The organism is Spirosoma migulaei, assembly GCF_054776855.1.
In genome coordinates, this window is record NZ_BAAHBG010000033.1 from 451,558 (window position 1) to 459,039 (window position 7,482).

The 7,482-nt window shown below is 45.9% G+C and carries 9 protein-coding genes; 5 read left to right on the plus strand and 4 right to left on the minus strand.

The features are described 5' to 3' along the window. Positions 1-178 precede the first annotated feature (178 nt). The 3 genes from ACYVGO_RS31695 (at position 179) to ACYVGO_RS31705 (ending at position 1,448) form a co-directional block, all read left to right on the plus strand. On the plus strand, positions 179-472 hold the full coding sequence (locus ACYVGO_RS31695; RefSeq protein WP_460972746.1) for a hypothetical protein: 294 nt from the start codon (positions 179-181) through the stop codon (positions 470-472). Positions 473-503: 31 nt separating this feature from the next. Beyond that, complete coding sequence (locus tag ACYVGO_RS31700; protein WP_142774487.1) at positions 504-953, plus strand: DUF1569 domain-containing protein; 450 nt, start codon at positions 504-506, stop codon at positions 951-953. 129 nt (positions 954-1,082) lie between these two features. Further along, on the plus strand, positions 1,083-1,448 hold the full coding sequence (locus ACYVGO_RS31705) for a hypothetical protein (protein WP_460972747.1): 366 nt from the start codon (positions 1,083-1,085) through the stop codon (positions 1,446-1,448). Between the two features lie 12 nt (positions 1,449-1,460). On the opposite strand, the gene ACYVGO_RS31710 is transcribed toward ACYVGO_RS31705, so the two are convergent. The 3 genes from ACYVGO_RS31710 to ACYVGO_RS31720 all read right to left on the minus strand — a co-directional run bounded on the left by ACYVGO_RS31710 (position 1,461) and on the right by ACYVGO_RS31720 (position 4,458). Further along, positions 1,461-2,891, minus strand: coding sequence for an adenosine deaminase (locus tag ACYVGO_RS31710; RefSeq protein ID WP_460972749.1), 1,431 nt, complete (start codon positions 2,889-2,891; stop codon positions 1,461-1,463). A gap of 18 nt (positions 2,892-2,909) precedes the next feature. After that, positions 2,910-3,248 carry a YrdB family protein gene (locus tag ACYVGO_RS31715; RefSeq protein WP_460972751.1) on the minus strand — a complete coding sequence of 113 codons (339 nt, stop codon included), beginning with the start codon at positions 3,246-3,248 and terminating at the stop codon, positions 2,910-2,912. A gap of 61 nt (positions 3,249-3,309) precedes the next feature. Beyond that, a complete protein-coding gene (locus tag ACYVGO_RS31720) occupies positions 3,310-4,458 on the minus strand; it encodes an acetamidase/formamidase family protein (RefSeq protein WP_142774484.1) in 1,149 nt (382 codons plus the stop codon). 162 nt (positions 4,459-4,620) lie between these two features. Between ACYVGO_RS31720 and ACYVGO_RS31725 the strand changes: the two genes are divergently transcribed. Next, positions 4,621-6,075 (plus strand): MFS transporter, encoded by a 1,455-nt coding sequence (locus tag ACYVGO_RS31725; RefSeq protein WP_460972752.1) that lies wholly within the window; start codon positions 4,621-4,623, stop codon positions 6,073-6,075. A gap of 90 nt (positions 6,076-6,165) precedes the next feature. Here ACYVGO_RS31725 and ACYVGO_RS31730 read toward each other — a convergent pair whose 3' ends face one another. Beyond that, complete coding sequence (locus tag ACYVGO_RS31730) at positions 6,166-6,567, minus strand: Dabb family protein (RefSeq protein ID WP_142774483.1); 402 nt, start codon at positions 6,565-6,567, stop codon at positions 6,166-6,168. Positions 6,568-6,818: 251 nt separating this feature from the next. Here ACYVGO_RS31730 and ACYVGO_RS31735 point away from each other — a divergent pair. Beyond that, the coding region (locus ACYVGO_RS31735; protein ID WP_460972753.1) for a M48 family metallopeptidase at positions 6,819-7,482 on the plus strand (664 nt) is incomplete at its 3' end.

The window sequence follows — 7,482 nt, forward strand, 5'->3', positions numbered from 1 at the left end:
GCATTGAGCATAGGTTAAAAGGTATGTAAATGATACCGTTCACCCCTTTAGGGTCGCCTGTTTATAGGCGCTCTTCTTTGCTATAAACAGGCGACCCTAAAGGGGGGCGAACCCGTACAAAATCCGTAGGCTATCCTATTAATTTACCTTATTTTTATTGCTACTAAATCGTACGGCAATGAAATATATACTTTTAATCCTGATGTCCTGTGTGTCAGTAGTGGTTACTGCTCAGTCAATTGATAGCACGAAGGTAAAAGCTCCCAAAGCAAATACGTTGTCGAAGTACCAGCAGCCGAGTCAATATGGTATACAACCCGCCCCGGCTCCCAATCAAATCCAGAGCGGACAGCCTAACCCTGATCTGGTCAAGAAAATAGAGGAGAAGCGGGTTAATTCGAGCTACCAATATGAAAACGGGCGAATCACAGGTGGAAAAACATCGCTTAAATTAGGTAAGAAAAAGGACTAGTAACCACACCTGAATCACCGTAACAGATACGATGAAAAGCCTATACACACCAGATGCCTTAGCCGAGGTGCTGAGTCGGATCGATAAGCTGCAGCCGACATCAAAACGGCAGTGGGGCAAAATGGACGTTGCCCAAATGCTGGCGCATTGTACGGCTGCTTTAGATGTAGCACTCGGGCGAACGTCTCCACCAAGAATGTTCATAGGCCGGATTCTAGGGCCTCTGATAAAGCCAAATTTTTATAACGAGAAACCATTTAACAAAAATGGTCCGACTGATAAGAGCTTTATTGTTGCCGATCAACGCGAGTTTACAAGCGAAAAAGATAAGTTGGTGGAAGGTATTAAACTATTTTCAGTGGGTGGCCCAACTGCGTGTACGACCCACCCTCACTCGTTTTTTGGTGAACTAACACCCAATCAATGGAGCGTTGGCATGTATAAACATCTTGACCACCACTTAAGGCAATTTGGCGTTTAGGCCCTTTGCAAACAGATTTAAAACTGTTGCTATAGCCCGAAGGTTATAGCAACTATGGCTACGTATACAACCCCCGCAATCCGGACTACCAGAAGCTGCTACCTTCTGTTCAAGAAAATCCCAAAACAGATGACGCTTTTCTGGCTGGCAGCTGGTCTGCTTGCCTGTAGTTCAGCTAACCCGTCGAACTCAGGTTCTCAGAAAAAGCTGCGGATTTCTGTTGGAGAAATCAAAGAGATTTCATTGCCAGGTCGTGGAGATGGTACGTCGGAGTTAATTGGTACGTCCGATAACCAGGAAGTTGTAGAGGTTTCCCGGCAACAACTGGCTCCAGCGGTTGACACGCTTACACGTGATAATGCCAGGCCAACAATTTTTCAGATCAAAGGCATAACGGCCGGTACCGCCAACGTTGTTTTTGCCACAAAGCCCTTAAATCAAACAGGCAACGGGCTAACGATTCGGACCTATGTTGTGCAGGTGATTGCGAAGTAGTGGCTGGAATTTCTACCGCTTGGCAGTGGGTATGGATTTCTCGAATTTGCTAAATCGTTGCGTCAAATCTGCTCGTAATGCTTTTCGTACTGTTTCCTCTTTGATAAAACTATAGTCAATGCTATTAAATACAAATTTTTTAATATCGGCGTAGGAAATTTGTTTGTATCGTTTCGCTAAAAGTACGAATTGATCCGTAAGATTTGTTCTCAAAATACCCGCATCATCCGTGCAAATAACGATAGGAACTCCAAACTCGTTGTATAATGTAATTGGATGTTTATCCTCTTTTACTTTCAGTATAAATTCATTACTAAATAAATTAATTTCTACGGCTATTTTATGTTGATTCATATACCGAAGCAGGTCATAGCAATTGGCTTCGTAGGCTATATCGACACCGTGACCAATTCGATTCGCCCCAGCTAAATAAACTGCCGAATTGATATGCCAGGTTAATTCTTCCGGTTTTACTAAGCCCAACGTCAACTCGCCTGCATGTAGTGTAATTTTTACGTTAGGGTATTTAGCGTGACAATAGTTAAACATAACCATGTGTAACCAATAGTCGTTTAGGGCTACGTCATTATCTTCTGGAGCAGCAATATTTACGCCAACTACTAGTGGGCTAGTAGCAGCGGATTCAAAGGCGGCAATCATGCTTTTAAATAAGTCGACAGGTTCGATGGTGCGTATAACGTAGCTTTGATAGCGCATCGTAAATTTTGCGTCATCGATCCTTAAGCTCGTGTGTAAGGGCTTAAGTACTTCATTGTTAAAGGTTAGGCCGCACTCACGCACACCTCTTCCCTTAATTGTTGTATAAAGAGAATCTAATAACTTCAAACAGGCAGTTGTATCCTGCCTTGCCTGCTGATCCCGTAATATTCTTACTGAGCCCACCAGATCATTTACTGATAGCGCACAGGGAACACCAACAAAAATGGTTTCTATGTAGCTAACGTTTTCTTTCTTTGCCCGATTTTTAAGTTCCAGAAGCCCTTTATCGACTTCGGCTCGGCTGATAAGTCCGAAGTTTGAAAATGTTTCGAAAAATAATTTGTCAGACGGGTAATCCACATAGTTATAATCCTTTACTGACCATTTCTGAAATAGTTTCTGTTTATAGTCAGGTAAGGTGCCTTCTTTCTTTAGGGTAGAAAAATTAACCCAATCACCATCTACTAGTTGTTTGTCAGAAACTTTAAGTGTTTTCTTGTTGATAAATAAATCGTTTTTTATGGCATAGTCAATAAATGTTTCGGCATAGATTGATCCATTATAATGGTGATGTAAATCGCCACCTTTGGGCATTTGCGAAAAGAAAGCTGTTAATAAAGCATGGTTGTTGCGTATCTTCTCAAAATAGTCATTTACAGGCTGTGAAAAAGCGGCTGTATTGTAAAAAAATAACCCCAAACAAATAAGAATTCTTGAAACCATAAAGGATAAATTTTCTGCTTACTGTTTTAATGAAAGAGCAATTAATTCACTGGTTAGCGCAACAACTGCTAATGTGATTGCCAGACGTGGATACCCCGTTCGGTATAACAAAAGAAAAGCAAGGCCAAAAAGTGTTAACGCAAACAGCGTGCGATACGGAAACTCCAGCCGGTAAGCAGAGCGAGGGGCCGCAAAAATTCCCCACAAGGTAGCCGCGGCTATCGGAAGTCCAATAGCCAATACGTACTTTCCATAAGGATGCTGGCTACTATGAAAACCAACATAGCCAAAGGCCACTAACATGCTGAGTTCAATCAAAAAATAGACGATCTGGTTAAGTCCTTTGAGTAGTTGCATAGGATTGATGTTGAGCTTCCGCATTGGCCGAACCACCCATGCAGAAGCTCACTTGAAAAAATTACGACCAATAATCGAATTTCTTCTTCGTGAAAATCGACTTGGGGATCATGGCGTGAACGCCCAGTGTCTGGTCCACTACCTGACTCACTTCGAAATCGACACCCGTGCTGGCGATGGATAACGCTTCGTTGAAGGTAAAGCCAAGTTCATCTTTAATGAACGCACAGGCTTCGGAAAGAGCGTTTTTCATGGCCTTGTTCAGGTCTTTATCCAGGCCAACAGCAATGAAATGGGTTGGCGTTTCGGCACGGGGTTGTTTCAGCGTTTTGCCTTTATGGACAATGAATTTAACCGTAAGGTTAATGGCCGTTTCGATAGCTACACCACTCACTTCACCATTACCCTGCGCACCATGCCCATCGCCCGTCGTGAATAGTCCACCCGGTACAGAAACCGGAAGGTGTAGCGTTGTGCCTTTTATTAAGTGCTTAATATCCAGATTGCCACCGAAAAAATTAGGGGGAATAGAGCTTTGTCGGCCCAAGTCGGCAGGGGGTGATAAGGCCATAACACCCATAAACGGCTTGAGCGGAATTTCGACGCCTTCTTTAAGCAGGGCCATTTTTCGCTTTGCATCGTAGCGATACACAAACGTTTCGCGGGTCTTAACGTCATCGGGAATGCCGCCCCCTCCAGGCCACACACTGTTTACGCCGAAGCCAGCCGGAAACGTCAGGTCGAGGATACGAATTTCAAGGCTGTCGCCGGGTTGTGCACCATCGATGTAAACGGGACCGGTGAGCATATGTCCCCGAATGCCCGACGGCTCGGGTTTTACGTTCTTCAGAATCGCAATGACCTCCTGCGCGTGTTGGTCGAGCGGCAGGTTATTTTTGGTATAAAATTCTTCGGGATTAGTCCGGCTCACACCCGATGGGTTGACCGTCTGAATTTCAACCACATCCCCATCTTTCACTTTATAGACGGGCGGCACATCGGCTCCAAAATATCCCCAGACCATATTTTCGGGTAATGAGCGAACTACATGATCGGGTTTGATAGCGGATGACGTACTCGCAGGCTTTTCGGTATGGTCCGTGCCGGAAGTTAGTTTGGTAAGTGTGTTGGCAGTTAAGCCACCTGTTGAGAGAAGGGCCAGCCCGTTTCGGGTGGTTTTGTGTAAAAAAGTTCGTCGTGAAGTTTTCATCAGGTTGTATGATTGAGTTGCTCAGAGAATAAGCGTAGTAAGATACTAAATCAGGAGTTATTTGATCACGTTATACCGTCCTAATGGCTAACTATAGCTGAGATTCGTGTGAACAACCGGCCTGTTCTGCCTGTTAGGTTTCCGAATTAACTTGATTTGCCCGTGTCAGTATCGCCAGTCTCAGCGGCCACTACATCTTCACCCAATAAATGGATTATTCTGGGTACGATTATGTTCGGCACGTTCATGTCAACGCTCGATAGTAGTATTGTCAATATTGCGTTACCGACCATCCGCCGGGAATTGCATGCGGGAGACAGTGTGGAATGGATCGTGTTATGCTACCTCCTGACAACCACCAGTACGCTGCTCATTATGGGTAAATTATCTGACTGGGTGGGTCGCCGACAACTATACATTACTGGTTTCTGCGTCTTTGTAGTAGGCTCGTTACTTTGCGGTCTGGCCTGGAATCTTTGGTCGCTGGTGGGATTTCGGGTGTTACAGGGACTGGGTGCTTCTATGATTTACGCTATCGGTCCAGCCATCATCGGCGATGCATTTTCGCCGAAGGAGCGAGGACAGGCCTTGGGTCTTATGGGCTCGGTAGTAGCTGCGGGTTCCAGTGCAGGGCCGGTGATTGGCGGACTTTTACTGGGTAAATTCGGCTGGTCGAGCATCTTTTTTGTGAACGTACCCATTGGGTTGATCGCGATCTGGCGGGCCTGGACCATCCTCCCGGAAAGTCCGAAGGTAGTCAATCAACGTTTCGATCTGGTAGGAGCGGGGTTATTCCTGATCGGTGTAACCACTTTGCTGACGGGTCTGGATTTTGGCCCTGAGCCCCAATACGGATGGAATCACTCACTTGTTGTTGGATTGCTTTCCGTTGGGGCGGTTCTGTTGATGCTTTTTCTTTTTTGGGAAATGCGCGTTAGCGAACCGATGTTACGACTAAGCCTGTTCCGTATCCGGCCCTATACATCTGCTATTCTGGCTGCCTTTTTTGGGTTTGTGGCCTCTGGTGGTAACCTGTTTGTTATTCCGTTCTTTTTGCAACAGTTGTTAGGCCTGAATCCGGGACAGGCGGGATTGGTCTTGCTGGCAGGACCTTTAACCCTCAGTGTTGTGGCCCCCTTGGGTGGTTATTTGTCTAGTCGGGTTAGCACCCGCTGGTTATCCAGCGCAGGTTTGTTGATTGCTGCCTGTGGGTATTTTGCCTTTTCGTTCCTGGATGTCAGTTGGGATTGGAAAGATGTAATCTGGCGGAGCTCGATGGTTAGTCTGGGTTTTGGCTTGTTTCAGTCGCCCAATAGTAGTAGTGCCCTTAATGCGGCACCCCTTGAGCAACGGGGAATTGCGAGCAGTATGATTGCCTTCATGCGCAATCTGGGCTTCGTGGTTGGCATTGCCTTAGCAGCCGCCGTGTGGTACAGTACCCGCAACCGCTACGCGTTGGCGCATGATGTAATGCCAGAAACAACCGTTGCTCAGCTACTTGGCATGCACTACGCTTACCTGATCATGGCTGGTTTGGTACTGACCGGAGCCCTTATTTCGTTCACCCGAGGGAAAACGCCACAACCTTCATCGCCGGTTGCTGTACCGGAAATGTAGCGTGGACGTCTCGTCCGCGTAGCCGAAGGCTAAGTTGTGGCTAACTAATGCTAGCCTTCGGCTACACGGACGAGACGTCCACGCTACAATTTACCGCTTTGGTCCAACCGAATCGAAGATGACTACTTTCTCCCATAGTGTGGAATAGTTGTTCCGGAAGTCATCGTGGATAGGGTGTTTCTGATAGGCTTCTTCATCTTCAGGACTATCGAAAAAGCATAGCCAGGAGTAGGTGTATGTCCGCTCAATAACAGCTCGGGTTGTGCCAGCGGGTGTACCAATATGCACCATTTTGATGGTGGGGCATTTGGCCAGTTTGTTTAAACCTTCCAGCAATTTGGCTTTATCCGCTTCACTGCCAGCGTTTTTAAGGTAGAAAAATACGTGGTGAACAAACATTTCTTTAGGGGCTGAGTCGATGACTGGCAATCCGGCACCTAGTCCGGCTGCAACGCTATTTTTAACAAAACTTCTTCGTGATTGCTCTTTCATGTTGTATGCCTGACTATTGGATGGATAAGGAACGAGGCTCCTTTGGGAAGTAAAATTGCCAAACGAATTGTCCTTAGACAAATCTGAAGAAAAATCAGGGTGTTCAGAAGCTGGATGCCTGAATATTTTCAGTCAATTGAGCGAATCGGATAGGTGAAATTAATCATTTGATAAACTTTTTGTCTAGAAAAGAGTCAATAGTTAAATCCTTTTGCATACTATTTACATGCATTCACTAAATAACTCAACTTATGAAACGTATTATCATCACACTATTTTTGGTAGTTGGGCTTGCTGGAGTAAGCCAGGCTCAAACGAATGCCAATCAGGGATTGATGCAGGCACTTATGGAAGCTATTGGTTCGGCTACCCTGTCTGATGCCCAGGTTGCTGAACTTTCGCGGCAGGCAATTGTCGAAATGGATGCTAAAAATCCAGTAGCCGCTGCCAATGATCCCTATACAGTACGACTAAATAAAATTGTTAGCCGCCATCATACGATTAGTGGAATTCCCGTCAATTATAAAGTCTATAAAGTGGCTGATGTTAATGCGTTTGCAACAGCCGACGGCAGTGTGCGTGTTTTTAAGGGCCTGATGGACATCATGACCGATAATGAGTTACTGGCTGTTATGGGACATGAAATCGGCCATGTTGTCAACCATGATACGCGCGATGGTATGAAAAGTGCCCTCCGGCGCTCCGCCGTACGAGATGCCGTGGGTTCAACATCGGGTAAATTAGGGGAGCTATCCCGATCACAATTAGGCGATATTGCTGACGGTCTGCTGGGTGCCAAGTTTAGTCGCCAGCAGGAAACCGAAGCCGATGATTACAGCTATGGGTTTCTGAAACGCTATGGCTATAACGTTTTGGCCCTGGCGACATCCTTTGAGAAATTAGCCAAGCTGAGTG